At 67.5% G+C, this 24,831-nt stretch carries 21 protein-coding genes; 15 read left to right on the top strand and 6 right to left on the bottom strand.

The genetic code is table 11. From position 1 onward, the window contains the following. Positions 1–17: 17 nt before the first annotated feature. The 4 genes from ABE464_RS08950 to ABE464_RS08935 all read left to right on the top strand — a co-directional run bounded on the left by ABE464_RS08950 (position 18) and on the right by ABE464_RS08935 (position 4,167). Positions 18–1,076, top strand: a complete 1,059-nt coding sequence (locus ABE464_RS08950) for a LacI family DNA-binding transcriptional regulator (protein ID WP_346471652.1) — start codon at positions 18–20, stop codon at positions 1,074–1,076. 140 nt (positions 1,077–1,216) lie between these two features. Next, positions 1,217–2,065 carry a 5-dehydro-4-deoxy-D-glucuronate isomerase gene (kduI, locus tag ABE464_RS08945; protein WP_346471651.1) on the top strand — a complete coding sequence of 283 codons (849 nt, stop codon included), beginning with the start codon at positions 1,217–1,219 and terminating at the stop codon, positions 2,063–2,065. 66 nt (positions 2,066–2,131) lie between these two features. Continuing rightward, on the top strand, positions 2,132–2,887 hold the full coding sequence (gene kduD / locus ABE464_RS08940; protein WP_070426315.1) for a 2-dehydro-3-deoxy-D-gluconate 5-dehydrogenase KduD: 756 nt from the start codon (positions 2,132–2,134) through the stop codon (positions 2,885–2,887). A gap of 176 nt (positions 2,888–3,063) precedes the next feature. Beyond that, on the top strand, positions 3,064–4,167 hold the full coding sequence (locus tag ABE464_RS08935; RefSeq protein WP_346471650.1) for a GDSL-type esterase/lipase family protein: 1,104 nt from the start codon (positions 3,064–3,066) through the stop codon (positions 4,165–4,167). 112 nt (positions 4,168–4,279) lie between these two features. Here the strand turns inward: ABE464_RS08935 and phhA are convergent, their stop codons facing one another. Further along, positions 4,280–5,176 carry a phenylalanine 4-monooxygenase gene (gene phhA, locus ABE464_RS08930; RefSeq protein ID WP_346471727.1) on the bottom strand — a complete coding sequence of 299 codons (897 nt, stop codon included), beginning with the start codon at positions 5,174–5,176 and terminating at the stop codon, positions 4,280–4,282. Between the two features lie 127 nt (positions 5,177–5,303). On the opposite strand from phhA, the gene ABE464_RS08925 reads away from it, so the two are divergent. Beyond that, positions 5,304–5,786 (top strand): Lrp/AsnC family transcriptional regulator, encoded by a 483-nt coding sequence (locus tag ABE464_RS08925; RefSeq protein ID WP_123730980.1) that lies wholly within the window; start codon positions 5,304–5,306, stop codon positions 5,784–5,786. A gap of 30 nt (positions 5,787–5,816) precedes the next feature. On the opposite strand, the gene ABE464_RS08920 is transcribed toward ABE464_RS08925, so the two are convergent. Then, complete coding sequence (locus ABE464_RS08920) at positions 5,817–6,812, bottom strand: patatin-like phospholipase family protein (RefSeq protein WP_346471726.1); 996 nt, start codon at positions 6,810–6,812, stop codon at positions 5,817–5,819. Between the two features lie 161 nt (positions 6,813–6,973). Between ABE464_RS08920 and ABE464_RS08915 the strand changes: the two genes are divergently transcribed. After that, positions 6,974–9,241 carry a TonB-dependent receptor gene (locus ABE464_RS08915; protein ID WP_346471649.1) on the top strand — a complete coding sequence of 756 codons (2,268 nt, stop codon included), beginning with the start codon at positions 6,974–6,976 and terminating at the stop codon, positions 9,239–9,241. Between the two features lie 217 nt (positions 9,242–9,458). Here ABE464_RS08915 and ABE464_RS08910 read toward each other — a convergent pair whose 3' ends face one another. Further along, positions 9,459–10,307, bottom strand: a complete 849-nt coding sequence (locus ABE464_RS08910; protein WP_346471648.1) for a phosphatase PAP2 family protein — start codon at positions 10,305–10,307, stop codon at positions 9,459–9,461. Between the two features lie 305 nt (positions 10,308–10,612). On the opposite strand from ABE464_RS08910, the gene ABE464_RS08905 reads away from it, so the two are divergent. Together ABE464_RS08905 and ABE464_RS08900 are read left to right on the top strand one after the other, a co-directional pair. After that, positions 10,613–11,446 carry a hypothetical protein gene (locus tag ABE464_RS08905; RefSeq protein ID WP_346471725.1) on the top strand — a complete coding sequence of 278 codons (834 nt, stop codon included), beginning with the start codon at positions 10,613–10,615 and terminating at the stop codon, positions 11,444–11,446. Positions 11,447–11,457: 11 nt separating this feature from the next. Continuing rightward, positions 11,458–12,666: a DUF4785 domain-containing protein gene (locus ABE464_RS08900; RefSeq protein WP_346471647.1), complete on the top strand. Its 1,209-nt coding sequence runs from the start codon at positions 11,458–11,460 to the stop codon at positions 12,664–12,666. Between the two features lie 10 nt (positions 12,667–12,676). Here the strand turns inward: ABE464_RS08900 and ABE464_RS08895 are convergent, their stop codons facing one another. Next, a complete protein-coding gene (locus ABE464_RS08895; RefSeq protein ID WP_346471646.1) occupies positions 12,677–13,507 on the bottom strand; it encodes an ATP-binding cassette domain-containing protein in 831 nt (276 codons plus the stop codon). Between the two features lie 150 nt (positions 13,508–13,657). Between ABE464_RS08895 and ABE464_RS08890 the strand changes: the two genes are divergently transcribed. From ABE464_RS08890 to ABE464_RS08865, 6 genes are all read left to right on the top strand, one after another. After that, positions 13,658–14,860, top strand: coding sequence for a fatty acid desaturase (locus ABE464_RS08890; RefSeq protein WP_346471645.1), 1,203 nt, complete (start codon positions 13,658–13,660; stop codon positions 14,858–14,860). Positions 14,861–14,863: 3 nt separating this feature from the next. Then, a complete protein-coding gene (locus tag ABE464_RS08885) occupies positions 14,864–15,241 on the top strand; it encodes an EF-hand domain-containing protein (protein WP_346471644.1) in 378 nt (125 codons plus the stop codon). 74 nt (positions 15,242–15,315) lie between these two features. Continuing rightward, positions 15,316–16,128: a bifunctional DNA-formamidopyrimidine glycosylase/DNA-(apurinic or apyrimidinic site) lyase gene (gene mutM / locus ABE464_RS08880; RefSeq protein ID WP_346471643.1), complete on the top strand. Its 813-nt coding sequence runs from the start codon at positions 15,316–15,318 to the stop codon at positions 16,126–16,128. A 65-nt stretch (positions 16,129–16,193) separates the two neighbouring features. After that, positions 16,194–16,757: an ECF-type sigma factor gene (locus tag ABE464_RS08875; protein ID WP_088435324.1), complete on the top strand. Its 564-nt coding sequence runs from the start codon at positions 16,194–16,196 to the stop codon at positions 16,755–16,757. A 30-nt stretch (positions 16,758–16,787) separates the two neighbouring features. After that, entirely contained in the window at positions 16,788–19,664 is a 2,877-nt protein-coding gene (locus ABE464_RS08870) for a serine/threonine-protein kinase (protein ID WP_346471642.1), read from the top strand. A 48-nt stretch (positions 19,665–19,712) separates the two neighbouring features. Next, the gene (locus tag ABE464_RS08865) at positions 19,713–21,314 is read left to right on the top strand and encodes a glucan biosynthesis protein D (protein WP_346471641.1); all 1,602 of its coding nucleotides are present in this window, start codon (positions 19,713–19,715) and stop codon (positions 21,312–21,314) included. Here the strand turns inward: ABE464_RS08865 and ABE464_RS08860 are convergent, their stop codons facing one another. Then, positions 21,315–21,935: a thymidine kinase gene (locus ABE464_RS08860; protein WP_346471640.1), complete on the bottom strand. Its 621-nt coding sequence runs from the start codon at positions 21,933–21,935 to the stop codon at positions 21,315–21,317. A gap of 38 nt (positions 21,936–21,973) precedes the next feature. Beyond that, positions 21,974–22,699 (bottom strand): hypothetical protein, encoded by a 726-nt coding sequence (locus tag ABE464_RS08855; protein WP_346471639.1) that lies wholly within the window; start codon positions 22,697–22,699, stop codon positions 21,974–21,976. Between the two features lie 126 nt (positions 22,700–22,825). Between ABE464_RS08855 and ABE464_RS08850 the strand changes: the two genes are divergently transcribed. Further along, positions 22,826–24,802 carry a UvrD-helicase domain-containing protein gene (locus ABE464_RS08850; RefSeq protein WP_176990295.1) on the top strand — a complete coding sequence of 659 codons (1,977 nt, stop codon included), beginning with the start codon at positions 22,826–22,828 and terminating at the stop codon, positions 24,800–24,802. Positions 24,803–24,831 lie beyond the last annotated feature (29 nt).

The raw sequence follows: 24,831 nt of genomic DNA, 5'->3' as shown, positions 1-24,831 counted from the left end.
TCCCCGGTTTGAACGACATGTCATTGCGCAGCAAAACCGATCCGTCGCCGCACGGATTGACCAAAGGCAAGGCCGCCACGATCAACGACATCGCGCGTCTGTCCGGGGTATCGAAGAAGACCGTCTCGCGCATCATCAACAACTCACCGCTGGTGCGTAAGGACACGCGCGAGAAGGTCGAGGCGCTGATGCGCGAGGTCGGTTACGCGCCGGACCCGCTGGCCCGCGGCCTGGCGTTCCGCCGCTCGTTCCTGATCGGCATGGTCTACGACAACCCGACCGCCCAGTACATCGTGGACATGCAGTACGGTGCGCTGGATGCGCTGCGCGGCTCCAGTTTCGAGCTGGTCGTGCACCCCTGCGATTCGCGCAGCCCCGGATATATCGACGGCGTGCGCCGTTTCGTGCAGCAACAGAAACTGCACGGCGTGATCCTGGTGCCGCGTGCCTCTGAAGACCAGGCGCTGGTGGACATGCTCGATGAAATCGGCTGCCGCTTCACCCGGATCGCCTCGCTGCCGCTGGATGACACCTCGCAGATGGTGGTCACCCACGATCGCGACGGCGCCGCCGAGGCGGCCGACTACCTGCTCTCGCTGGGCCACCGCGACATCGCCCTAGTGACCGGCCCAAGCGCCTACCGCTCCGCGCACGAGCGCACCGCCGGCTTCATCGACGCGCTGGCCAAGCGCGGCATCGAGCTGCCCCCGGCACGCATCGTCGAGGCCGGTTATACCTTCGAATCCGGTGTGGCCGCGGCCGAGAAGCTGCTGCTGGGCAAGCAGCGCCCCACCGCCATCTTCACCGGCAACGATGAAATGGCCGCCGGTATCTACAAGGTCGCCCTGCGCGCGGGCATCAACATTCCGCGCCAGCTCTCGATCATCGGCTACGACGACAGTCCGCTGGCCTCGCGCCTGTGGCCGTCGCTGACTTCGGTGCGCCGCCACACCCGCGACACCGGCCGCACGGCGGCCGCGATGCTCATCCAGCCCGATGGCCAGGCCGTGATGCAGCACGCCAGCGTGCGTCCGCACCTGATCGTGCGCGACTCCTGCCAGCCCCCCGAGGATTGATATCTGCGGGAGATTCCGCCCGCCGGGGCCCGCCCCGGCCTATCGTGCGCTGCAAAATGACACCGGTTTACCAACTGGCTACAATCAGCTGAAATCGTGCCGGGGCCGACGCATCGCCCCACCCCTGCTCTGGAGACGCCATGTACTGCAAGACCCATTACGCCACCCATCCCGACGCCATCAAGGGCGCCAGCAATGACGACCTGCGCGATCTGTACCTGCTCGACGGTCTGTTCAACGCCGATGCGGTGACCCTGAAGTACACCCACTACGAGCGCTTCGTGCTCGGCGGTGCGGCCCCGGTCAACGGCCCGGTCTCGCTGCCCAAGCAGACCGAACCGGCCTCGGCCGCCGGCCATGCGTTCCTGGAGCGCCGCGAGCTGGGCGTGATCAACGTCGGCGCCGGCAGCGGCACCGTCACGGTCGATGGCACCGTGTTCAAGCTCGGCCCGAAGGACGGCCTGTACGTGGCCATGGGCAGCGAAGACGTGGTGTTCGCCTCCGACGACGCCGTCACCCCGGCCCAGTTCTACCTGGCCTCGACCCCGGCGCACGCGCGCTTCGAGACCAAGGCGCTGTCGATCAAGGATGCCGTGGCCCTGGACCGTGGCGCGCTGGAAACCAGCAACGAGCGCACCATCTACCAGTACATTGTGCCGGCCACCTGCCAGTCCTCGCAGCTGCTGCTGGGCCTGACCGTGCTCAAGCCGGGCAGCGTCTGGAACACCATGCCGCCGCACCTGCATGACCGCCGCAGCGAAGTCTATTTCTACTTCGACCTGGGCCAGAACGACCGCGTGTACCACTTCATGGGCGAGCCGGACGCGCAGCGCCACATCGTCATCCAGAACAACGAAGCCGTCGTGTCGCCGCCGTGGTCGATCCACATGGGCGCGGGCACCAGCAACTACGCCTTCATCTGGGCGATGGGCGGCGAGAACCTGGATTACACCGACATGCACGTGCTGGACATCTGCCAGCTCAAGTGACCCCGACGCGCCGCCGGCATCGCGCCGGCGGCGCCTGTTACGCATTGGACAAGGACTACATACGCAATGGCTAATCCGTTCAGTCTGGAAGGCAAGGTCGCTCTCGTCACCGGTGGCAACACCGGCCTGGGCCAGGGCATCGCGGTCGCATTGGCGCAGGCCGGTGCCGACGTCGCCGTGGCCGGCATCGCGCCGCCCACCGAGACCATCGAAAAGATCACCGCGTTGGGCCGCCGCTGCCTGGCGATCGAAGCGAACCTGATCAGCATCGAGCCGGTCGAGCGCGTCATCCGCGAAACCATCGAAGGCCTCGGCGGCCTGGACATCCTGGTCAACAACGCCGGCCTGATCCGCCGCGCCGATGCGGTGGAGTTCAGCGAGCAGGACTGGGACGACGTGATGAACGTCAACATCAAATCCGCGTTCTTCATCTCGCAGGCCGCCGGCAAGCATTTCATCGCCCAGGGCCGCGGCAAGATCATCAACATCGCCTCGATGCTGTCCTTCCAGGGCGGTATCCGCGTGCCGTCCTACACCGCCAGCAAGAGCGGCATCGCCGGCATCACTCGCCTGCTCGCCAACGAATGGGCCAGCAAGGGCATCAACGTCAACGCGATCGCGCCGGGTTACATGGCGACCGACAACACCGCCGCGCTGCGTGCCGATGAGGACCGCAACAAGTCCATCCTCGACCGCATCCCGGCCGCGCGTTGGGGCACCCCGGAAGACCTCGGCGGCACCGCCGTGTTCCTCGCCTCCAGCGCCTCGGACTACGTCAACGGCGCGGTGCTGCCGGTCGACGGTGGTTGGCTGGCCCGGTAACACCCTCGCTACGCGCTGGCGCTCCCACGATCTGCGCGGCAGATCGTGGGCCTCAAGCAATCGTTACCTCCAGACCCCATCGCTTCGCGGCCCCCCCTGACGCAGGGGGCTTTCCCCCAGATGCACGCCGGTAGTGCCGGCCGCCGGCCGGCAGCTCTCCACCCAGGAGCATGACCATGCTGCGTTTGCTGCTGTCCCTGTCGCTGTTGATGGCGGCCCCCAGCGCGCTGTGCGCCCCGCACCGCATCTTCATTGCCGGGGATTCCACCGCCGCCGCGTACGGCCCGGAGCGCGCGCCACAGGCCGGCTGGGGCCAGGCGTTGCAGAGCTATCTCGATCCCGCCGTGTGGGAGGTCCGCAACCATGCCAAGGGCGGCCGCAGCACGCGCAGCTTCATCGATGAGAAGCGCCTGGATGCGATCGCCGCCGAGCTCCAGCGCGGTGACGTGCTGCTGATCCAGTTCGGTCACAACGACGCCAAGTTCGAAGACCCCACCCGCTACACCGATCCTGCCACCGCGTACCCGCAGTTCCTGATGCGCTACGTGCAGCTGGCCCGCGACAAGGGCGCCACCCCGGTGCTGATCACCCCGGTGGCGCGGCTGCTGTATGACTTCGGTTCGCTGCTGGATACGCATGGCGTGTACACCCAGGCGGTGAAAGCGCTGGCCACCCGCGAGCAGGTCGCGCTGATCGATCTCAACGACAGCTCCACGCGCTGGATCCGCGGGCTGGGCGAGCAGGGCGCCAAACCGTATTTCATGTTCGTGCCCGAGCAGAACAAGGCCGATGGCACGCACTTCAGCGTGGCCGGTGCGACGGCGGTGGCGTGCCTGGTGATGCGTGACTGGGTGGCATTGCAGCCGACGATGAGGCCTGCACTGAAGCGCGACATCGACTGCGAGGTGCGCAGTGCAGGGCAGGGTGGTGAGGCCACCAAACCCTCGCGCGTGGTCCACGAGCGCGATATCGCGGTGACCCAGCCCGGCCCGCATGGTGGAGCGGGGCCGACCACGGCGTATCCGTTTTTCGCCGGGGACACGGACCTTCCGTTCGTGCTGCGCAAGCGTGTGCTGCACAAGGGCGCGGGGATCGGCCTGCACCCGCAGCACAAGGACGAGATCTACTACATCGTCAGCGGGCAGGGCAGCTACGTACTGGATGGGAAGCAGTACGACGTGGCGGCGGGGGATGCGCTGCTGACGAGGACCGGCAGCTCGCATGCGCTGCAGCAGGTGGGGGAGATGGATCTGGTGGTGCTGTTGGCGTATCCGCGATGAAAGGCAGCAGCGCATGACCCGGCTCCACCCATTGCCAACCTTCAAAAGCTCCCGAGGCTTTTGAAGGATAGGTGTCTAAACTTCAACAGCCCCGGTGAATTGCGTCACGACGTTACACGTCGCCGCCGTCTTCCCAGCCTTCCCCAGTGCCCTTCTGGAACACGCGGTCGCCGTCCTGCACCTCACCGGCCGGCAGATGCTCCTTGGCCTCCAGCGCGGCATAGATCGGGGTGAAATCCGGTGCGGTGGCCTCCATCAACTGCTCGAAGCTGTCGATGACGAAGTAGGTCTTCTGGAAGGTGTCGATCCGGTACCGGGTGCGCATGATCCGTTCCAGATCGAAGCCGATCCGGTTCGGCGCTGCCGACTCCAGCGAGTACAGCGATTCGCCCTTGGACGACACGATGCCGGCGCCGTAGATGCGCAGGCCTTCATCGGTGTTGATCAGGCCGAACTCCACCGTGTACCAGTACAGCCGGGTCAGGTGCTGCAGCGCTTCCGGGCCGATCGCATGCGCCTTGACGCCGCCGCGGCCGTAGGCGGCCATGTAGTCGGCGAACACCGGGTTCATCAGCAGCGGCACGTGCCCGAACAGGTCATGGAACATGTCCGGCTCGGCAATGTAGTCGATCTGGTCCGGGCGGCGGATCCACCAGGTCACCGGGAAGCGGCGGTTGGCCAGGTGATCGAAGAAATCCAGCTCCGGCAGCAGGCCTTCCACCCCGACCAGGGTCCAGCCGGTGGCGGCGCCCAGCACCTCGTTGAGCTGATCGAAGCGCGGGATCATGTGCGCGCTCATGCCCATCTCGTCCTGCGCGTGCAGGAACTCCTTGCTGGCGCGGCCTTCCAGCAGCGCCCGCTGGCGCTGGTACAGCGTGCTCCAGGTGGCGTGGTCGTCGGCGGTGTAGCTGTCCCAGGGCTGTTCCACGATGGCGGTGGTATAGACCGGCACGTATCCCTTGTCGGTCTGCTGGTGTTCGACGCGGCGCGGGGCGGTGGCGGTTTCCATCGTGGTGGTCTCCTGGGAAGTCATCTGTCGATGCTAGGGCAGGGGGCGCGCAAGAGGTTTGCAAAGTTGCGCGGATATGGGCTTCTGGCGCAAGATCGTTGCGTCCACCTCATGTTGCGGGGCAGCAATGACCGGAATTGCCCAGTTCGACCGCACGGATCTGCGCCTGCTGGCGGAAATCCAGCAACACGGCCGCGCGACCAACGCCGAGTTGGCTGCACGGGTGAATCTGTCCCCGTCGGCCTGTCTGCGGCGCGTCCAGCGGCTGGAGAGCGAGGGCGTGATCGCCGGCTATGGTGCCCGGCTGGAGCCCCGCCAGATCGGCCTTGGGCTGCAGGCCTTCGTCCGGGTGCAGCTGGAGAAACACGACCAGCACGCCATCGGCGTGTTCGCCGACAGCGTGCTGATCTGGGATGAGGTGGTGGCCTGCCATGCGCTCACCGGCGACATGGATTACCTGCTGCACATCTACGTGCGCGACCTGGAGCACTTCTCCAGCTTCCTGCTGGACAAGCTGCTCAATGCCGCCGGCGTGGCCGACGTCAATTCCAGCTTCGTGCTGCGCACGGTGAAGGATTTCCGCGCGCTGCCGTTGTCGCAGCTGGAGTAAGGCCGCCGGGCAGCGCCCGGCGCTACCGGATTACAAGCACTTTTCCTTGCGCCCCATCAGCCTGCCCACGCGCGAGGGCTCATCGCACTTGGGCGTGGGCGGCGGCGGCGCCAGCGCGGCGGCACGTGCCTTCTGCAGCTGCTGGACCTTGGCGCGGATCTGCGGCATCGCCGCCATCGCGGCCTTCTCGCCTTCCAGGATCGCGTTGTTGCGCTGGCCGAAATCGGCGGCGCCGATGTCCAGCACCTTCGGCCGGATGATCACGTCCGCGCGCGCAAGCTCCTGCTCGCCCAGGCGCTGGCCCATGATCGAGATCGACTGGTTGACGATGCCGAGCATGCCGGTCGGCGCCTTGCCGCTGGCCTTGCTGGAGATGTCCACGGCGATCACGATGTCCGCGCCGAGCTGGCGCGCCGCATCGACCGGCACCGGGCTGACCACGCCGCCGTCGATGTAGTTGTACTTGCCGATCTTCACCGGCTCGAACACGCCGGGGATGCTGCTGGAGGCGCGCACCGCCTGGCCGACGTTGCCGCGCACGAACACGGTGCGCTCGCCGGTCTCCAGCTGGGTGGCGACCGCAGCGAAGGGCTTGCTCAGCTTCTCGGCGGGGCGGTTGTCGACCTGTGCGTTGACGTAATCCTGCAGCTTCTGGCCCTGCACCAGGCCACCGGAGAACAGACGCACGTCGCGGATGCTGGCTTCATCCAGGGCCACCGCCTTGGACTGCATCTGGAACGCGTCCATGCCGCTGGCATATAGCGCGCCGACCACGCTGCCGGCGCTGGTGCCGGACACCACCACCGGCTCGAAGCCGTTGGCCTCCAGCATCTTGATCACACCGATATGGGCGAAGCCCTTGGCCGCGCCGCCGCCAAGCGCGATGCCGATCTTGACCGGCTTGGCCGGGGTGACCGGAATGGCTGCGGGCGGGGGAGTCGGGCGCACGGGATCACCGCCGCAGCCGGCCAGCAGGCCGAGCAGGGCAACGGACAGCGTCAGGCGGGTACGGCGCAGTAAGGTCATCGGCGTGGCAACGTGAATGGGCATCGAGGGCCGCCAGCATACCGAAGCGGGGGCAGGCCGGCAGGCGTAATGAATAGCGGTTGTTTGCGGCTCTGTTGCTGTACTGCAACAATTGTCTGGTAGCGCCGGTCCACCACCCCTCCCAACACAGCCTAAACGCCATGTTCCCGAACCGCACTGCCCACGGCCGTTTTCCGTCCGTGCACCCGCTCGTTGTCGCCCTCGCCGCCCTGCTGCCATTGACGGCCGCAGCCCAGGACGCCCCCGCCACCAAGGATCCGGTGGCCCTCGATACGCTGCAGGTCACGGCGCAACGCCGCGTCGAAAACGCCAAGGACGTGCCGGTCTCGATCTCGGCCATCCAGGGTGAAAAGCTCGACGTGCTCGGTTCGGCTGGCGATGACATCCGCTTCCTGTCGGCGCGTGTGCCGAGCCTGAACATTGAATCGTCCTACGGTCGTGCCTTCCCGCGTTTCTACATCCGCGGCCTGGGCAACACCGATTTCGACCTCAATGCCTCGCAGCCGGTCTCGCTGGTGTATGACGATGTGGTGCAGGAAAGCCCGCTGCTGAAGGGCTTCCCGCTGTTCGACCTGGCCGGTGTGGAAGTGCTGCGTGGCCCGCAGGGCACGCTGTTCGGCCGCAACACCCCGGCGGGCGTGGTGAAGTTCGATTCGGCGCGTCCCTCGCAGGATGCCGACGGCTACATCAAGGTCGCCTACGGCAGCTACAACACCTGGAACACGCAGGGCGCCTACGGCGGCCCGCTGACCGACCGCTGGTCGGCACGCGTCTCCGCGCTGTACCAGCGCCGCGACGATTGGGTCACCAACACCCGCCAAGGCGCCCCGGCGCAGGGCTTCGAGGGGTATGACGAAGCCGCCGCACGCGTGCAGTTCCTCTACGAAGGCGATGACGTCGAAGCGTTGTTCAACCTGCACAAGCGCAAGCTCAACGGCACCGCGCGCCTGTTCCGCGCCAACATCATCAAGCCGGGCACCAACCAGCTGGTCGAGAACTTCGACCGCGATGAAGTCTCCACCGATGGCCAGAACTTCTCCGACCTGGAAACCTGGGGCGGCAGCGCGCGCCTGAAGTGGGATCTGGGCCGCGTGACGCTGCACTCGATCACCGGTTACGAGACCGCCGAATCGCTGAACCACGGCGACATCGACGGCGGCTACGGTGCCAGCTTCCTGGGCGCCGGCAACTACGGCCCGGGCAACATCCCGTTCGCCTCCGAATCGGCCGATGGCCTGCCGCACCACCGCCAGTGGACCCAGGAATTCCGCGTGGAATCCAATGAGTGGGGCCGCTTCGACTGGCAGGCCGGCGTGTTCTACTTCGATGAAGATGTCACCATCGACAGCTTCAACTACGACTCGCTGACCCCGGGCAATCCGCAGACCGGTCACGCCGTGCAGCAGCAGCGCAACAAGGCGTGGGCCGCGTTCGCCTCCGGCGATTTCGACGTGACCGAGCGCTTCAAGCTGCGCGGTGGCGTGCGTTACACGCAGGACAAGAAGGACTTCAGCGCCAGCGTGCTGCAGGCGGTGCCGTTCGGTACCCCGGTCAGCGGCCCGTACATCGCCAGGACCGACGTCAACGACGTCAGCTGGGACCTGAGCGGCGTCTACCAGATCACCGACAACCTCAACGCGTATGCCCGCGTGGCCAAGGGCTTCCGCGCGCCGTCGATCCAGGGCCGCCTGGCCTTTGGTGGCGTCTCGCAGGCCGATTCGGAGAAGGTGATCTCGTACGAGGCCGGCATCAAGGCCGACCTGTTCGACCGTCGCGCGCGCCTGGGCTTCAACGTGTTCCGCTACAACGTTGATGGCCAGCAGCTGATCGCCGTGGGTGGCACCAACAACACCGCGACCCTGCTCAATGCCGACAAGACCCTCGGCCAGGGCGCCGAGCTCGACTTCGAAGCCTACCTGACCGACCACGTGCTGCTGACCCTGGGCAGCAGCTACAACGACACCGAGATCAAGGACAAGGATCTGGCGGTGGCGATCTGTGGCGGCGGCTGCACCATCACCGACCCGACCACGGTCATCGATGGCGGCACTTACGCACTGGTCAACGGCAACCCGCTGCCGCAGGCGCCGAAGTGGATCCACAACCTGACGTTGCGCGCCGGCTTCCCGGTCAACGATGCCAGCGAGTTCTACGTCTACACCGACTGGGCCTACCGCAGCGAAGTGAACTTCTTCCTGTACGAGTCGCCGGAGTTCCGCAGCCGCTCCTCGCTGGAAGGTGGCCTGCGCCTGGGCTACAACTGGGATTACGGCCAGTACGACGTGGCCGTGTACGGCCGCAACCTGACCGACCAGGTCCGCGTGGTCGGCGCAATCGACTTCAACAACCTGACCGGCTTCCTCAACGAGCCGCGTACGTTCGGTCTGGAGTTCACCGCGAAGTTCTGATCCACGTCATGCGGTAGGTGCCCACCGTTGGTGGGCACGCCCCTGAAACGAAAACGGCGCGGAGAAATCCGCGCCGTTTTTCGTCCTGCGAGGTAGAGCCGACCGTTGGTCGGCTGCCCCAATCCCGTTACAGCTCTGCTGTTTGTCGATCGGCGCCGTGAGGAGCCGGCCAGCGGCCGGCACTACCAGCAACGCAACTCCACCGACACGCGCTGTCTTACAACGCGCTGGCCGGCCGCACCTTCAACACCGCTTCTTCAGTCGCGCAATCCCGTGCCGAATGGAGCCCCGCCTTGCGTGCCGCCACGATTTCCTTGCGTGCAGCCAGCAGGTCGCTGTTGAAGGCGGCATTGTCATGCAGGCGTGCCACAGCAGCAGCGCCCATGAAACGGCCCTCCAGGATGTCGCTCTGCCAATGCACGTTGCAGACCAGGCGACTCTCGCCGTAGTTGCGGCCGCGTGCGTGGATCGCATCGGCGCGGTCCGGGGCGATCTCCGAGAGGATCAGGGCCCAGGCCCAGCCGATCGAGGTGTGGCCGGAGGGATACGAGCCGTTGCCGCGCAGGTCCTGCTCGTCTTCCGGCGAGCAGGTGGGCTCACCATTGACCATGAACGGCCGCGCGCGCTGGTAGTGCTTCTTCGCGGTGCGGGTGGCCGCGCTGGCATCGATCCGGCTGCGTTCGAGCAGGTGGTACAGGGCCGGCGTCTTCACCGCATCCACGTCGACATCGATCGCGCAGGAGAACTGGTTGGCACCGGCCGGGAAGGCGAGTTCCGCATCGCGGTGGGCCTGTTCGAAGCGCGGGCTGCCGCGCAGGGCACGGGCTTCACGGCTGACCTGTTCGTCCAGTGCGAAGCCGGCAGAACCGGCGGCCGGCGGTGACGGTACCAGGGCCAGGCTGTCCGGTACGGCCGTGCTCTGCAGGTAGCCGACCGCCTTGGTCGTGACCGAGGCCTCCACCGCCGTGGTGCGCGGTGCGGCCGTGGACGCGCAGCCGGCGAGCGCGGCGAGCAGGGCAGTCACCAGCAGCGGGCGAACGGCAGCGGAGCGCAGGGACGAGGACATCGGCAGGTCTCGAAGAAGAGGGAGCGGCATGATCGCAGCTTCATCCTTCAACGACAGCGGCCGTTCGTCATCCGGCCAGATCCGGCATGGCCGTGCCCCGGATGACGGAAACCCGCGACTGGTTCACGGATTTCATGGATCGCACGACATAGCGTCATCGCAGGCGCCATCGTTCGTCATATCTGCATGGATACATGCACCCCATGGCAACGCGGCAGCGCCGGTCATCAGGGGGATCACCTGCAAGGAGACAGCGGATGCGAAGCAACGCAGGAAGGTGGGGTGGCGGTATCGCCCTGGGAGTGATGCTGGCGTGCGGCAGTGTTCACGCGGCCGATGTGGTGGGGGTGGCGTTCGTGCATGGCACCGGCAAACAGACCGATGCGCGCGTGGACTACTGGCAGCCGGGCATCATCGATACCGTGCGCCAGGGATTGCCCAACAGCAGCAACTACACCGTCATCAACTGCGATTTCGAGCAGTACATGTGGAAGCCGGAGGCAGCCGGCTGTCTGGCGGGGCAGCTGACCAGCTTCATCAACACCCGTGGCATCACCAAGCTGGTGGTGATCACCCATTCCAACGGCGGCAACGTGGTGCGCTGGATCCTGTCCAACCCCACCTATGACAGCCGTTATCCGAAGATCATCCAGACGGTCAGCAAGGTCACCGCACTGGCGCCGTCCTCCGCCGGTACGCCGCTGGCCGACGCGGTGCTCAACGGCAACGCGTTCGAAACCTCGGTGGGCTGGCTGCTGGGCTACAAGAGCGACGCCGTGCGCCAGCAGCAGGTGGGCCACATGGCCACCTACAACGCGCAGAACCTCTACGGCACCGCTGGCCGGCCTGCATTGCCCAGGCCGTTCCGCGCGGTGGTCGGATCGGATGTGGAATCGGCGGTATGGGACAGCAACAGCTACTGCGGTGGCTACGCGCAGAACGTGGGCCTGGAGTTCACCCAGAACTGGTTGAACAGCTGCTCGGACGGCTTCCTGGAGTGCAGCAGCCAGAAGGCGGCCGGCACCACCTGGTTCACCGACAAACAGCGCACCCAAGGCGCCGAGCCGCTCAGCCACAACCAGAGTCGGCGCGAGTGCTTCGGCCTGGGCACGATCCTGCGCAACGACCTGACCCTGTGAGGAGCACCACCATGATGCGACAGACGACGATCGCGGTGGCCCTGCTCGCCGCCCTGGCAGCCCTGCCACTGCAGGCGGCACAACCGCTGCTGGCCGCCCGCGCCAGCGACCAGGTGCCACGCGCGGTGGAGCGCGCGCCCTTGCCGGCCGGGCCGGTGGAGCAGGCGCCGGTGAGCTTTGCCTGGGCGTTGGATCCGACCCAGGCGCTGACCCCTGCGCCGGCCTTCATGGCCAGCAGCCGCAGCTACTGGGAGATGGTGGACGCACCGGCGCTGCAGCGGGGCCTGGTGTTGCCGCTGACCGCGCCCGACGCGGTGATCCAGCTCAGCCCGGTGCAGGGCGCCCGTGCGCTGGATACCACCCAATGGCAGGTGCGTGACCCGGCCGGAGCGCTGGCGGTGTCCAAGGTGGTCGATGACCAGCAACTGCGCGCGGCCGGGATGTCGGTCGGCACGGGCACGGCCATGGTCCGCACGGGCACCACGTCGGCGGTGGGCAGTTACCGCCTGCAGAGCACACAGGCCCAGGGCCGCTATGTGGTGCAGGTGCTCGAACCCAACAGCCCGATCGCCCTGCAGCTGCAGGCGAGCGGCGAACGGGTGCTGGCCGGTGGCACGCTCACGCTGAGCGCGCGTCTGGTCAACGACGGTGGCGCTGCAGCGGCGCAGCTTGGCCGTGCCAGCGCGCGGCCGCTGCCGGCCGTGGGCGAGGCCCTGCTGGTGGCGCCCGATGGCCGCAGCTGGCCGGTGCCGCTGGTCGTCGGCAAAGACGGTCTGCGTGCACAGGTGACCGTGCCGCAGGACATCGGAATCACGCAGGGGCTGTGGGAACTGCAGGCGTTCGTGAGTGCCGATGGCGTGCAGCGCGATGCCAAGGTGGCGTTCGCCGTGGCGCAACCGACGGCGCGCTTCCAGGGCCAGGTCGAGGCGAATGCCAGCCGCCGCGAGGTGCGCCTGCCGTTGCAGATTGGTGCGCCCGGCCGCTACGAAGCGCGCGGCACGCTGTATGCCACCGGCCCCGACGGGACGCTGCGGCCAGTGGCGCAGGCACACAGTGCGGCGTGGTTCGCGACGGCGGGGGCGGGTGAGCTGCGGCTGCCGTTCGCCAGCGTGGCACTCCCGCGTGGCTATGCCGCCCCGTTCGAAGTGCGCGACCTGCAGTTGCAGGACCAGAGCCGGATGGCCCCGATCGAATCACGCGCGGTGGCGGTTAGGTTCTAGGCCGCGTGACCTAACCTGCGAACGCACTCAACCGGCCGGCCTGATCCACCACGCGGATCGGGCCGCCGAAAAGCTCGGACAACGGCGCATCGCGCAGCAGCTCCGCGCGCGGGCCATCGGCGAGGATCTTGCCGCCGCGCAGCATCACCACCCGCTCGATCTCGGGAATGATCTCCTCGATGTGGTGGGTCACCAGTACCAGGGTGATGCCCTGGCGGGCGAGTTCGCGCATGGTGGCGATCAGTTGCTCGCGGGCGATGAGGTCCAACCCGGTGGAGGGTTCATCCAGCAGCAGCGCCTGCGGCCGGTTCACCAGCGCGCGGGCGATCAGCACGCGCCGGGTTTCCCCGGCCGAGAGTTCGGCATAGCCGCGCTGCAGCAGGGGCAGGGCACCGGTCATCGCCAGGGTTTCACGCGCTCGGCCGCGCATCTCCGGGCTCACCTCGCGGAAGGCCGGCACCACGAAGCTGGCGAAGAAGCCGGTCAGCACGGCCTCTTCCACGGTCAGACCGGGCATGTCCGAGAGGTTGCTGCTCAGGTCCCCGGTGACGATGCCCAGCTGCGAGCGAAGGCGGTCCACCTGCCAGCGGTTCTGGCCGAGCACGCGCACCGCCACCGTGCCGTCGCCGTGTGCCAGCGGGTACAGCTCGCGGGTGATCAGCTTGATGAAGGATGATTTGCCGCAGCCATTGGGGCCGAGCAGGGCGGTGTGCTGGCCCTGTTCGATGCGCAGGCTCAGATCATGCAGGACCCGGACCTGGCCGCGGATGACACAGGCGCGGTCGAGCTCGATCAGGGGGACGGGGGAAGCCGGCACCACCGGCGAGGCTGCGACTGTCATGAATGCGGGGGCATGCTCACGAAGGTAAGGGGAGAACTGAATGACTGCGCAAAAATGGCATCGAAGGGATGAAGTTTGCAACGTCTGGCCCCATCATGTCTGGAGGTATCCCTGTTTCCTTGACGGCCGACTGCGGCCCGGAGTCCTGCGATGTTCGATACGCTCCTCAACTTCCTGACCGGCGGTGTCGTCGGCCTCGGCTGGTGGGGCATGGGCCTGGTGCTGCTGGTGTTCACCCAGCTGACCATCTTCGCCGTGACCCTGTATCTGCACCGCAGCCAGGCGCACCGCGGGGTGGATTTCCACCCGGTGATCGCGCACTTCTTCCGGTTCTGGACCTGGCTCACCACCTCCATGATCACCAAGGAGTGGGTGGCGATCCATCGCAAGCACCATGCCAAGGTGGAAACCGATGAAGACCCGCACAGCCCGGTGACCAAGGGCATCGGCATGGTGTTCTGGCGGGGCGTGGAGCTGTACCGCGAGGCCCGCGCGATGCGCGCGGATATCGATCAGTACGGCCGCGGCGCTCCGGATGACTGGATCGAGCGTCATCTGTACACCCCGCACGCCAATCTCGGCCCGGTCGCACTGCTGGTCATCAACAGCGTGCTGTTCGGCCTGCCCGGCGTCGCCCTGTGGGCGATCCAGATGGCCTGGATCCCGTTCTGGGCGGCCGGCGTCATCAATGGCCTGGGCCACTGGTGGGGCTACCGCAACTTCGAATCGGCCGACACCTCCACCAATCTGACGCCGTGGGCGTTCTGGGTGGGCGGTGAAGAGCTGCACAATAATCACCATGCCTTCCCGAGCTCGGCCCGCTTCTCGATGCGCCGTTGGGAGTTCGATATCGGCTGGGCGGTGATCCGCGGTCTGCAGGCAGTGCGTCTGGCCAAGGTGTTGCGTGTCGCGCCGAGCATGGACGTGCGCCCGAACATCGCCGTGCCGGATGCGGAAACCCTCAAGGCCCTGCTGTCGCACCGCTTCCAGGCGATGACCGATTACCAGCGCAACGTGTTCGTGCCGGCCCTGCGCGAAGAGGCCGCGATGGCCGGCGCCAAGCTGCGCAAGCTGTTGCCGCGCCGCATGCGCCGCGGCCTGGTCAACGACGGCCGCTGGCTCAAGCCCGATTGCCGCGCCCAGCTCAGCACGTGGGTTGAACAGCGCCCGCGCATCCGCGTGCTGGTGGAACACCGTGCGCGTCTGGCGGCCCTGCTGGAAGCGCGTGGCAATGACGCCGCCGAACGCTTGAAGCTGCTGCAGGCGTGGTGCCATGAAGCCGAAGCCAGTGGCATCGCCGCGCTGCAGAACTACGCCGCGCGCCTGAAGGGCTACGCACTGACGGCGCACTGATCGATGCGCTTCCCGACCGGGAATGTCTCCGCGAAACGCCGCCTTGTGCGGCGTTTTGCGTGTCTGGCGCTGGCCGTTGGTCTGCTCGATGCGACGGCGAAGGCGCAGGTCACCGATACCGGCAGCTACCTGCAGCGCATGGACACCGATGGCGACGGTCGGGTCAGCGTGGAGGAATACGTGCAGTGGCTGCTGTACGCCTTTGATCGCATGGACCGCAACGGCGATGGCGTGCTCAGCGCCGATGAGCTGCCCGGTGGCAAGGGCCCGCCGATCACGCGGGAGCAGCAGCGGCAGACGCTGATCCAGCGGTTCCACAAACAGGATGCCAATGGCGACGGGTATTTGAGTGCGCGCGAGTTGGCTGCACCGCCGCGCTGAGCGTCACTCGGACCGTAGCGGGGCGGCCCGCCGCTCTAGCGCGGTTCATCGGGGCACGCCTTAGAATCCCTCCCATGCCCGAGCTCCCCGAAGTAGAAACCACCCGCCGCGGCCTCGCCCCGCACCTGGAAGGCCGCAACGTCCACGGCGTGATTCTGCGCCGCCCCGACCTGCGCTGGCCGATCCCGCCGGAGATCAGCACGCTGCTCCCCGGGCAGGCCATCCAGGGCGTGCGCCGCCGCGCCAAGTACCTGCTGCTCGATACCGCCATCGGCAGCGCGCTGCTGCACCTGGGCATGTCCGGCAGCCTGCGTGTACTACCGGGCGACACCCCGGTGCGCGCACATGACCACGTCGACATCAGCCTGGACAACGGCCGCCTGCTGCGCTTCAACGACCCGCGCCGCTTCGGCAGCCTGCTCTGGCAGCCGGCCGGGCAAACCCATGCGCTGCTGGCAGCGCTGGGGCCCGAGCCGCTGGATGCCGCCTTCGATGGCGACTACCTGTTCGCCCGCAGCCGTGGCCGCAGCGCCTCGGTGAAGACCTTCCTGATGGACCAGGGCATCGTGGTCGGGGTGGGCAACATCTATGCGGCCGAAAGCCTGTTCATGGCCGGGATCAACCCGCTGCGCGAGGCCGGCAAGATCTCCCGCGCGCGCTACCAGCGCCTGGCCGATGCGGTGAAACAGATCCTGGCCTACGCCATCACCCGCGGCGGTACCACCCTGCGCGATTTCATCAATCCAGACGGGGCGCCGGGCTATTTCGAGCAGGAGCTGCTGGTCTACGGGCGTGAAGGCGAGCCCTGCCGCCAGTGCGGCCGACTGCTGCGGCACGCCACCATCGGCCAGCGCGCCAGCGTCTGGTGCGGGCACTGCCAGCGCTGAGCCGTCGCGCGCCCGTCGCCTCCCGGGCGGTATAGTCCGGCCAACGTCACCGGCGGGGGTGTGCGATGGACGAAGGACCGGATATCACCGTGTGGCTGGATTCGGCCCGCGCGGGCGACCGCGCCGCGCTCGATCGGGTCCTGACCCTGCTCTATCACGAGCTGCACAGCATGGCCCGGCGGCAGCTGGCCGGGCAGCAGGGGCGCACCCTGGATGCCACCTCGCTGGTGCACGAGTCCTACCTGAAGCTGCTCGGCTCCCGGGGCGCGGCCCGCTTCGAGGACCGCGCGCATTTCTTCGCCTACGCCGCCTCGGCGATGCGCAGCGTGGTGGTCGACTACGCACGCAACCGGCTGGCGCGCAAACGCGGCGGTGACCTCAAGCGGGTGGAGCTGCCCGAAAACAGCAGCAGCGGCGTGCGCCTGGATGAAGACCTGCTGGCGCTGGATGTGGCGCTGGCCCAGCTGCATGCGGTGGATGCGCACCTGGCCAAGGTGGTGGAACTGCGTTACTTCGCCGGCCTGTCCGAGCAGGAGATTGCCGATCTGTGCCAACGCTCGGAGCGCAGCATCCGCCGTGATTGGCAGAAGGCGCGCATGTTCCTGCTGGCCTCGGTCGGGGAGCCCTGAACAGCCACGCATCGTCCGGGGAGAGGACCGATGGAGGCGTCACGCTGGCGGCAGCTGTCCTGCCTGCTGGATCAATTGCTGGAACTGCCCGAACCGGCGCGTGAGCAGCGGCTGCTGCGCCTGCGCGCGGAGGATCCGGGGCTGGCCGACGATGTGGAACGTCTGCTGGCGCATGAGCGCGACAGCCACGAGTTCCTTGCACAACCACTCTGGACGGCGCCGCCCGAAGACAGCCGGGCGGGCACGCGGGTCGGTCCCTACCGGCTGCTGCGGCCGCTCGGCGAAGGCGGCATGGGCGAGGTGTGGCTGGCCGAACGGGCCGACGGCCTGTACGAGCGCCAGGTCGCCCTGAAGCTGCTGCGCAGCGGCTACGCCGATCCCGGCCTGCGCCAGCGCTTCAGCCGCGAACGCGAGATCCTGGCGCGGCTGCAGCATCCCAATCTGGCACAGTTGTTCGATGCCGGCGTGGATCTGCAGGGGCAGCCGTATCTGGCGCTGGCCTATGTGGAAGGCGAACCGATCACCGAGCACTGCCAGCGCCTGTCGCTGCCGTTGGAGCGGCGGCTGCAGCTGATGCTGCAGGTCTGTGCGGTCGTCAGCCACGCGCACGGCAACCTGATCGTGCACCGCGATCTGAAGCCCTCCAACATTCTGGTCACGCCCGAGGGCGAGGTGAAACTGCTGGATTTCGGCATCGCCAAGCTGCTGGACGACGACGACGGCAAGCCGCCCGCGCATCCGCCCACCGAAGCGCGCGCCTTCACCCTGCACTACGCCGCGCCGGAACAGGTGCGTGGCGAACCGGTGTCCACATTGACCGATGTGTACTCGCTCGGCGTGGTGCTGTTCGAACTGATCACCGGCCAGAAGCCTTACCGCCTGCGCCGGCACAGCGATGCCGAGTGGGAGCGCTCCATTCTGGACGTGCAGGCACCGCGCGCCTCGGCGGTGATGGCCCGCGTGGCCGCTGCCGGTGGGGAGCAGGCAGCAGCGGCCAGGCGCCTGTCGCGGCGGCTGCGCGGCGACCTGGACACCATCCTGCTCAAGGCCCTGCAGAAGGAGCCTGCGCAGCGCTACGCCTCAGTGGAAGCACTCGCCCAGGACCTGCGCCGCTTCCTCGAAGGCCGCCCGATCCACGCGCGTCCGCAGCACGTGGGCTACCGGCTGCGTAAGTACCTGGGCCGTCATCGCTGGGGTGTCGCGCTGGGCAGCGTGGCCGTGCTGGCCCTGATCGCGCTTGCGTTGACCGCGCTGTGGCAGATGCAGCAGGCCCGGCGCGAGATCGCGCGTGCGCAGGCCATGCAGGATTTCACGGTGGGCCTGTTCGACCGCGCCGCCGGCGTGCGCCATGGCAGCTTCGATCTGCGCCAGCTGCTGGCCACCGGTCAGCAACGTGGTGAGGCGGAACTGCGCGATCAACCGCTGTCGCTGGCCGAACTGGAAGGCGTGATCGGTCGGCTGCGGATCGGCATGGGCGATTACCAGCTGGCGCTGCAGACGCTGGACCGACAGCGCGCGCTGCTGGAGGAGGCTGGCGAGGTACCGCCAACGCTGCAGCTGGAGGCGGTGACGCAGCGCGGCCGTGCGCTGCGCATGCTCGGCCGCTCCCGCGACTGTGTGACCCACCTGACACCGATGCAGTCGCTGGCCGCCGAGTACCGCCTGCGGCTGCCGGCCGCCGTGGCCGAGTACCACACCCAGTTGGGGCGGTGCCAACAGCTGTTGGGCTACCGCGACGAGGCGCGCGGAGCGTTCGAGCAGGCGCTGGTGCTGCGCCGTGAGGTGCTGCGCGACACCCCCGGCACCTCGGAGAGCCTGGCCGACCTTGCCGCACTGGACGGTGACGATGGCCGCGCGCCTGCTGCCCTGGCCGGCTACCGGCAAGCACTGCAGCTGCTGCAGGCTGGTGACACGGTGCGCTATCCCCAGTTGATCGCACTGCGTCGGCACATGGGCGAGACCCTGGCTGCGCAGGGCGATCTGGACGCGGCCGAGCAGGCCCTGCAGCTGGCCGCCTCCGATGCCGTGGGGCTGTATGGGCCCGATCACCCGGAAACCCTGTCGATCCGCCGCCTGCGCGCGCTGCTGGCGATGCAGCGCGGCGACCTGGCGCAGGCGCAGGTCCAACTCCAGCAGGTCCATCAACTGACCCGGCAGGCCTTGGGCGAGCAGCACCGTGATACCGGGCTGACCTGGCATGCGCTGGGCCGACTGGCCTTGGAGCAGGGCGACAGCGCGACGGCCATCGATGACTTCGCCCGAGCCGTGGCGATCTGGCGCCAGCCCGATTGCGTGGGGCTGCTACCGCAGGGCCTGTACGACCAGGGCGAGGCCCTGGCCTTGGCCGGTCGCTGGCAGGCCGCGCTGGCCGCCCTGCATGAGGGGCGACAATGGCAGGCGGCGCAGCGCGGCGATGACGATGCCTCGGTGCAGCAGGCCGACCGGCGCATGGCCGAGCTGGTCAGTGCCTATGGAGACCCCCGGCAGGCGGGGGAGCAACTGGCGGCGCTGATGCGGCGGGTGGACCGGGCCGGGCCGGCCAGTGCGGGTCTGCACCGCGCGCTGCAGCTGGCCTGGGCCCGAAACCTGGGCCGCATGGGCCAGACCGTGGAGGCGCGGCGGGCGCTGGCGCCCCTGCTGGTGGGCGACGCCGCCGACCTGGACAGCCGCGCGCTGCGCTGGCGCGCCCGTGCGGCGATGGCCGAACTGGACTGTGGCACCGCACCCGTGCGTGCGCGCGCCGCGCTGGAGCAGCTTCAGCAGGAGCTGCAGGCGCAGTGGCCGCAGGGCGGACAGCTGCGACAGGAGCTCGGGCAGATCCTTGAGCGCTGTGCGCCGGCGACGGTTGCGGGCACCCCGTCACCCACGCTGGCTGAACGCCGCCCCGCATTCACCTCGGCGAATTAACGTCTGCGTGCCTATGATGGCCGGCCCTCCCTTGCCATCGCTGCCTGCATGCAACGACGCGACTTTCTCCGCAATGCCTCCGTGGCCCTGGCCGCCTTCGGCCTGCCTGCACTGCCGGCATGTGCCGCGCAGGGCAACCAGGTCGGCCTGCGCCGGCTGGGCGCGCCGCAGCCGTTCGATTTCGCTTCGCTGAAAGGGCAGGCGCGCGCGCTGTCCCAGGCCGCCTACCAGAGCCACAAGCGCACCCTTCCCGGTCCGGTCGAAGCGCTGGACTGGGATCAGTACCAGTCCATCCAGTACCGCCAGGATCACGCGCTGTGGGCGGACCAGCCCGGCCGCTACCAGGCCAAATTCTTCCACCTCGGCCTGTACTTCCACTCGCCTGTGCGGATGTTCGATGTGACCGACGGCAAGGCGCAGGAACTGGCGTATGACGGTGCGGCCTTCGACTACGGCAAGAGTGGCCTGAAGGGCAGCCATCTGCCGGCCGACCTGGGCTTTGCCGGCTTCCGGCTCAACACGCGCAAGGACACCGACCGCGACTTCGCCGCCTTCCTGGGTGCCAGCTACTTCCGCGCGGTCGGCAAGGAAGGTCAGTACGGCCAATCCGCGCGCGGCCTGGCGATCGATACCGGCATGGGCAAGCCCGAAGAATTCCCGGATTTCATCGCCTATTACCTGGAGCAGCCGGCGGCAGACTCCAACACGCTGGTGGTGTACGCGCTGCTGGATTCGCCGAGCACCACCGGCGCCTACCGCTTCGCGATCACCAACGGTGACGTGCTGCTGATGGACATCGACTGCGCGCTGTACCCGCGCAAGGCCATCGAGCGGCTCGGCATCGCCCCGTGCACCAGCATGTACCAGGTGGGCGAGAACGACCGCCGCATGGCTTGGGACTGGCGCCCGGAGATCCACGATACCGATGGCCTGTCGATGTGGACCGGTGCCGGTGAATGGATCTGGCGCCCGCTGTGCAACCCGCACAACCTGCGCTTCAACATGTTCGTGGACAACAATCCGCGCGGCTTTGGCCTGCTCCAGCGCGACCGCAACTTCGATCACTACCAGGACGACGGCGTTTTCTACGAGAAGCGCCCGTGCCTGTGGGTGGAACCGAAGGGGCAGTGGGGCAAGGGTTCGGTGCAGCTGGTCGAAATCCCGACCGTGGATGAGACCTTCGACAACATCGTGGCGTTCTGGAACCCCGAGGCCAAGCCGCAGCCCGGCCAGGAGCTGCTGCTCGGCTACCGCCTGTACTGGGGCGCCGAGCCGCCGGCGCGTACGCCGCTGGCGCACTGCGTGGCCAGCCGTACCGGCCTGGGCGGGGTGATCGGCAAGAAGCGCGAGTATTTCTCCTGGCGCTTCGCGGTCGATTTCGAAGGCGGCGAACTGGCCGCGTTGATCGACAAGGGCGAGGTGGACGCCGTGGTCCAGGTCAGCCGCGGCCGTACCGAGATTGTCTCGGCGCGTCCGCTGCGCGAGATCAAGGGCTACCGCGCCATGTTCGATCTGGTGCCGCCGGATGACGCCACCGAGCAGATCGACATCCGCCTGTACCTGCGCAGCGGCGGCAAGACGCTGACCGAAACCTGGCTGTACCAGTACAGCCCTCCGCCGAAGGGCGCGCCGGAGCGCACGCTGTATTGATCACAGCGGCAATGGGGCCTGCATCGGGTCGATGCGGCCCTCACCGCGCGTGATCTTCTTGAACTCCGCGCGGCTCACCGACACGTAGCGCTCGTTGCCCCCGATCTCCACCTGCGGGCCGTCCTGCACCGCGTGGCCGTGCTCGTCCACGCGCACGGTCATCGTGGCCTTCTTGCCGCTATGGCAGATGGTCTTGATCTCCTGCATCTCGTCGGCCCAGGCCAGCAGGTACTGGCTGCCTTCGAACAGCTCGCCGCGGAAATCGGTGCGCAGGCCGTAGCAGAGCACCGGGATGCGCATCTGGTCGACCACTTCGCTGAGCTGCCAGACCTGGCTGCGGGTCAGGAACTGCGCTTCATCGACCAGCACGCAGCCCAGCGGGCCGTGCGTACCGATGTCATCGGCGATCAGCTGCTGCAGGTCGGTGTCCTGCTGGAACGCGATCCCGTCGGCCTTCAGACCGATCCGCGAGGCGACCACACCGCGCCCGGCACGATCATCCAGCCGCGGGGTCAGGATGGCCACGCGCATGCCCCGCTCGCGGTAGTTGTGCGCCGACTGCAGCAGGGTCGTGGTCTTGCCGGCGTTCATCGCCGAATAGTAGAAATAGAGCTTGGCCATGCCAGGATTTTATCCGCTCAGCGCCCCGGACATGGTGTTCAGTCGGTCGTCGGCACGGTGGTCGGCAGGCCGACGTCGATTTTCCCCTCGCTGCGCCCGGCCTGGTCCAGTTCGCGCGCCTGTCGCTGCCAGTACTCGGCGGGCTTCCAGAATTCATCCCGATAGAAGACATCCGGATCTACTTTCCGGCGCATCCCCCCTGCCACGCGGACCTCCATCTCCATCCCGCCGCCCACCCGGCCGGTGCGGCTCCCGGTGACCTGGCGCAGCGCGGTGCGCAGCTCACGTTCCAGCCGTGGCTGGGCTGCGGGATCGCCATACTCGGCGTACAGCGCCGGACCTTCACGCTGGGCACGTCGTTGCTCGGCCGGATCAAGCGCGGCCCAGTAGCGTTCGCGCAGCGCCAGCAGGAAGGCGGTCCCCCGCTCAGCCGCCAGGTCCATCCAGGCATAGCCCAGTGCCCGATCCTGCTCGCCACCCTGGCCCTCCCACCACATCTCCGCGAGCGCGGCCTGCGAGAGTTTGTCGGCATAACGGGCACTGCGGCGGAAGTAGGTGCGCGCCTCCTCCAGGCGGCCGAGCGCCACGGCCTCCTGGGCAAGCGCGCGGTAGCGCAGATCCGGGTGGCTGGCCAGGAAAGCCGAGGTGTGCACGATCTCCTGCGCGCGCAGGTCCGTGACGTCGGCGGGCTGGGCCCACGCGGGCAGCGCCGCCAGGCTTGTGACCACCGCCCATGCCCACCTGCAGTTGCTGAATCGGGTCATCCTTCGCGTCCGTTGCGTGGGCAGGTCATCTGGATAACCCACCCGCGTGAAGGCGTCAAATCCACGCGGATGCCCGTCGATGCAGGCCGATCAAGGCCGGTACAATGCCCCTCCCCTGGAGATGGCATGCACGGTCTCAATCCTCCCCAACACGCGGCAGTGATGCACTGCGAAGGTCCTCTGCTGGTGCTTGCGGGCGCGGGCAGCGGCAAGACGCGCGTGATCGTGGAGAAGATCGGCCAGCTGATCGCCAGCAAGCGCTACCCGGCGCGGCGGATCGCGGCGATCACCTTCACCAATAAATCGGCCAAGGAAATGCGCGAGCGCGTGGCCAAGCGCCTGCGCGGCGACGATGCCGATGAAGTGACGATCTGTACCTTCCACGCGCTGGGGCTGAAGTTCCTGCAGATTGAACATGCGGCCGTCGGGCTCAAGCGCGGCTTCTCGATCTTCGATGCCGACGATTCGACCGCGCAGGTCAAGGACCTGATGTACGGGGCCAAGCCGGACGACATCGAGGACGTGAAAAACCTGATCTCGCGCGCCAAGAATGCCGGCCTCTCGCCCGAGCAGGCAATGGCGGCGGCGCGCAGCACCCGCGAGAAGGAAGCGGCCAGCGTCTATGAGCGCTATCAGCTGCGCCTGACGGCCTTCAATGCGGTGGATTTTGACGATCTGATCCGGCTGCCGGTGCAGGTGCTGGAAGAGAATCCGGAGATCGCCATCGCCTGGCGTGAACGCATCGGCTACCTGCTGGTCGACGAATGCCAGGACACCAACGATGCGCAGTACCGGCTGCTCAAGCAGCTGGCCGGCAGCAAGGGCAACTTCACCTGCGTGGGCGATGACGATCAGTCGATCTACGCCTGGCGCGGTGCGAATCCGGAAAACCTGCAGCAGATGGCGCGCGATTATCCTGCGCTGGAAATCATCAAGCTGGAGCAGAACTACCGCTGCTCCAACCGCGTGCTGCGCGCAGCCAACGCGCTGATCGCCAACAACCCGCACGAGCACCTGAAGAAGCTCTGGAGCGACCAGGCCGACGGCGAGCGCATCCGCGTGTGGGAGTGCCGCAACAGCGAGCACGAAGCGGAAAAGGTCGCGGCGGAAATCTCCTTCCTGGCCACCTCGAAGAAGATTCCGTGGAGCGATTTTTGCATCCTGTTCCGCGGCAATTTCCAGTCGCGGCCGCTGGAGAAAGCGCTGCAGCTGGTGCGCGCGCCGTACCACATCACCGGCGGCACCGCGTTCCTGGAGCGCCAAGAGGTCAAGGACACGCTGTCCTGGCTGCGCCTGCTGGTGAACCCGGACGACGATACGGCCTTCATGCGCGCGGTGCAGTCGCCCAAGCGCGAAGTGGGCGCCGGGACGCTGGCCAAGCTGGCCGAGCTGGCGTCGGAAAAAGATCTGCCGATGGCGCATGCCGCTGAAGCGATCGGCGCGCTCTCGCAGCTGCCGCCGCGTGCGGCCAACGGGCTCAGCCGCTTCACCGACATCCTGCGCGATCTGCGCGCGGAGATGCCCAAGCTCAGCTCCGGTGATCTGGTGCGCAAGCTGGTGAAGGACTCCGGGCTGGTCTCGGACCTGCGCAGTGCGTGCAAGGAAGAGTCCGTGTACCAGCGCCGCCTGGGCAACCTGGAAGAACTGGCGCAGTGGTTCGAAGGCGGCCCGCGGGGTGCCTCCACGGCGGATCTGGCCGCGCAGCTGGCGTTGCTCTCGCGCAACGACAAGGACGACGGCGGCAACCAGGTGCGGATGATGACCATGCACGCCTCCAAAGGCCTGGAGTTCCCGTACGTGTTCATCATCGGCTGCGAGGACGGCGTGCTGCCGCACCAGGTCAGCCTGGATGAAGGCAACCTGCAGGAAGAGCGGCGCCTCCTGTACGTGGGCATCACCCGCGCCAAGGTGCAGCTGTGGATGAGCTACAGCAAGCTCACCCGCAAGTTCGGCGAGCACGTGCGGCTCAAGCCGAGCCGTTTCTTCGATGAGATACCCGCCGAGGAAATGCAGCGCGACGGTGCCGATCCCGTCGCCGATGCGGCGCGCAAGAAAGAGCGTGCGAGTGCCGGCTTGGCGGCGATCCAGGCGTTGTTCGACTGAGCCAACGGTCGGCTCTACCGTGTTCGAGA

Source organism: Stenotrophomonas sp. TWI587 (assembly GCF_039674145.1).
GTDB classification, from domain to species: domain Bacteria; phylum Pseudomonadota; class Gammaproteobacteria; order Xanthomonadales; family Xanthomonadaceae; genus Stenotrophomonas; species Stenotrophomonas maltophilia_AY.
This window is presented reverse-complemented; position numbering and strand designations above follow the sequence as displayed.

Coding starts and splice junctions, on each gene's coding strand:
- ABE464_RS08950 (WP_346471652.1), top strand. CDS start 18: ATGTCATTGCGCAGCAAAACCGATCCGTCGCCGCACGGATTGACCAAA.
- kduI (WP_346471651.1), top strand. CDS start 1,217: ATGTACTGCAAGACCCATTACGCCACCCATCCCGACGCCATCAAGGGC.
- kduD (WP_070426315.1), top strand. CDS start 2,132: ATGGCTAATCCGTTCAGTCTGGAAGGCAAGGTCGCTCTCGTCACCGGT.
- ABE464_RS08935 (WP_346471650.1), top strand. CDS start 3,064: ATGCTGCGTTTGCTGCTGTCCCTGTCGCTGTTGATGGCGGCCCCCAGC.
- phhA (WP_346471727.1), bottom strand. CDS start 5,176: ATGGAAACCGCCACCGCCCCGCGCCGCGTCGAACACCAGCAGACCGAC.
- ABE464_RS08925 (WP_123730980.1), top strand. CDS start 5,304: ATGACCGGAATTGCCCAGTTCGACCGCACGGATCTGCGCCTGCTGGCG.
- ABE464_RS08920 (WP_346471726.1), bottom strand. CDS start 6,812: ATGACCTTACTGCGCCGTACCCGCCTGACGCTGTCCGTTGCCCTGCTC.
- ABE464_RS08915 (WP_346471649.1), top strand. CDS start 6,974: ATGTTCCCGAACCGCACTGCCCACGGCCGTTTTCCGTCCGTGCACCCG.
- ABE464_RS08910 (WP_346471648.1), bottom strand. CDS start 10,307: ATGTCCTCGTCCCTGCGCTCCGCTGCCGTTCGCCCGCTGCTGGTGACT.
- ABE464_RS08905 (WP_346471725.1), top strand. CDS start 10,613: ATGCTGGCGTGCGGCAGTGTTCACGCGGCCGATGTGGTGGGGGTGGCG.
- ABE464_RS08900 (WP_346471647.1), top strand. CDS start 11,458: ATGATGCGACAGACGACGATCGCGGTGGCCCTGCTCGCCGCCCTGGCA.
- ABE464_RS08895 (WP_346471646.1), bottom strand. CDS start 13,507: ATGACAGTCGCAGCCTCGCCGGTGGTGCCGGCTTCCCCCGTCCCCCTG.
- ABE464_RS08890 (WP_346471645.1), top strand. CDS start 13,658: ATGTTCGATACGCTCCTCAACTTCCTGACCGGCGGTGTCGTCGGCCTC.
- ABE464_RS08885 (WP_346471644.1), top strand. CDS start 14,864: ATGCGCTTCCCGACCGGGAATGTCTCCGCGAAACGCCGCCTTGTGCGG.
- mutM (WP_346471643.1), top strand. CDS start 15,316: ATGCCCGAGCTCCCCGAAGTAGAAACCACCCGCCGCGGCCTCGCCCCG.
- ABE464_RS08875 (WP_088435324.1), top strand. CDS start 16,194: ATGGACGAAGGACCGGATATCACCGTGTGGCTGGATTCGGCCCGCGCG.
- ABE464_RS08870 (WP_346471642.1), top strand. CDS start 16,788: ATGGAGGCGTCACGCTGGCGGCAGCTGTCCTGCCTGCTGGATCAATTG.
- ABE464_RS08865 (WP_346471641.1), top strand. CDS start 19,713: ATGCAACGACGCGACTTTCTCCGCAATGCCTCCGTGGCCCTGGCCGCC.
- ABE464_RS08860 (WP_346471640.1), bottom strand. CDS start 21,935: ATGGCCAAGCTCTATTTCTACTATTCGGCGATGAACGCCGGCAAGACC.
- ABE464_RS08855 (WP_346471639.1), bottom strand. CDS start 22,699: ATGACCCGATTCAGCAACTGCAGGTGGGCATGGGCGGTGGTCACAAGC.
- ABE464_RS08850 (WP_176990295.1), top strand. CDS start 22,826: ATGCACGGTCTCAATCCTCCCCAACACGCGGCAGTGATGCACTGCGAA.